The 1,308-nt window shown below is 50.4% G+C and carries 2 protein-coding genes and 1 pseudogene; all 3 read left to right on the top strand.

Annotated elements, in window-relative coordinates; translation table 11 throughout:
- Nucleotides 1-357, top strand: a pseudogene (locus WH87_RS19830) (hypothetical protein); the annotation flags it as partial.
- A complete protein-coding gene (locus tag WH87_RS19655; protein ID WP_156458243.1) occupies nucleotides 341-781 on the top strand; it encodes a hypothetical protein in 441 nt (146 codons plus the stop codon). The pseudogene WH87_RS19830 and the gene WH87_RS19655, both read left to right, overlap by 17 nt.
- Before the next feature lie 174 nt (nucleotides 782-955).
- Nucleotides 956-1,308 (top strand): hypothetical protein (locus tag WH87_RS19650; RefSeq protein WP_156458242.1); only part of this gene is annotated, 353 nt, incomplete at its 3' end.

Genomic DNA, 1,308 nt, shown 5'->3' with positions numbered 1-1,308 from the left:
GGGGGAGGAAAAAGAGGAGAGGAGGGAAGAGAAGAAAGGCGGGCAGAAGAGGGAAAAAAACGAAAGAGAAACGAAAAAAGGACAAGGGGGAGGAGGAAGGAGGAGAGAGGAAGGGAAAAGGAGAGAGGGAGGAAGGAAGGGAAACAAAAAGAGAGAGAAGCCAGAAAGCAGGGGGGGGGGAGATGGGGGGGAAGAAAAAAAGGAGGAAAAGGTGGAAGAAGAGAACAAACGAAAGAAAGAGGAAAAGAAAAACAAGAGAGAGAGAGGAGAGGACAGAAGAAGAGAGACAAAGAGGAGGAAAAAGAGGTAAGAGAAGAAGAAGAAAGAGGAGAAGGAGAAGATGATGGAGAGGAATGAAGAAACAAGCAAAAAGAAGAGGGAGGGAAAGAAAGAAGGGTTGGGATGGAAAAAGAAAGAAGTGGAAGAGGGAAAGGAACAAAGACATACGAGACGAGAAAAAAGAAGAAAGAAGGTCTGTGGAGAGAAAGACCAGAAGAACAGGAGTAGCGAAAGGAGAAGAAAAAGAAAACACGATGGTAAGAGAGAAGAGCGAAAAGGAATGGGAGGGAAAGGAAAAGAAAGAAAAAGAGAGAGGGAAGAAGGATGTGGGGAGGAGAGAATAGACAAGGAGAAGAAAAGGGGGAAGAGAGGGAGAAAAGGTGGGGGAGGAAAGGAGACAGGAGAAAAAAACGGAGGGAGGAAAGAGAAGGGAAGGAACAGGAGGAGGAGGAGAGGGAAAAGAACGCAGGAAGGGGCGAAAAGAAAGGGGAAGGAAAAGTAGAAGGGAGCAAGAAAGGAGAAGGGGGGAGGGGAGGGGGAAAAAGGAGGGAGAGGGGGGGGAGGAGGGAGGAAAGCGGGGGAGGGGGAGGAGGAGGAGGAAAGAAGTGGGGAGGGAGGGATAAAGGAAGGGGGAGAGGACGAGGAGGGGAGGTAGGGGAGGAAAGACGAGAAAAAAATGGAGGAAGAAGGAGAGGAAGAGGGAGAGGGGGAAGAGGAAAGAGGGGGGAGGAGAGGGGGAAAAGGAGGGGGAAAAAAGGGAGAAAAAAAGGCAAAATTAGGGAGAGGAGGGGAGTGCAAACAGAAAGAAAAGCGGATCGGAGTCAAGCACAGCCAGGCTGATCGCTGCATCGAATTCGAAAGGGAACGAAAACAGCAACACATAGGCATCAAACAAAGAATGACAAAAGAAGAGAGGAGGGAGGGAAGGAGGGAGAAGGAAGTGAGGAAGGACAAGGAGGGGAAGGGATGGGGGAAAAGGGGGGGGGGGGGGAAGGGGGCGGAGGTGGAGAAAAGGGAAAACGAGAGGAA

Source organism: Devosia epidermidihirudinis (assembly GCF_000971295.1).
Lineage (GTDB): Bacteria > Pseudomonadota > Alphaproteobacteria > Rhizobiales > Devosiaceae > Devosia > Devosia epidermidihirudinis.
The sequence above is the reverse complement of the archived record's forward strand: the minus strand, read 5'-3'. Positions and strand labels throughout refer to the sequence as shown.

Excerpts from the sequence above, each read along its gene's own strand:
- WH87_RS19655 (WP_156458243.1), top strand. The coding sequence starts at position 341 with ATGATGGAGAGGAATGAAGAAACAAGCAAAAAGAAGAGGGAGGGAAAG.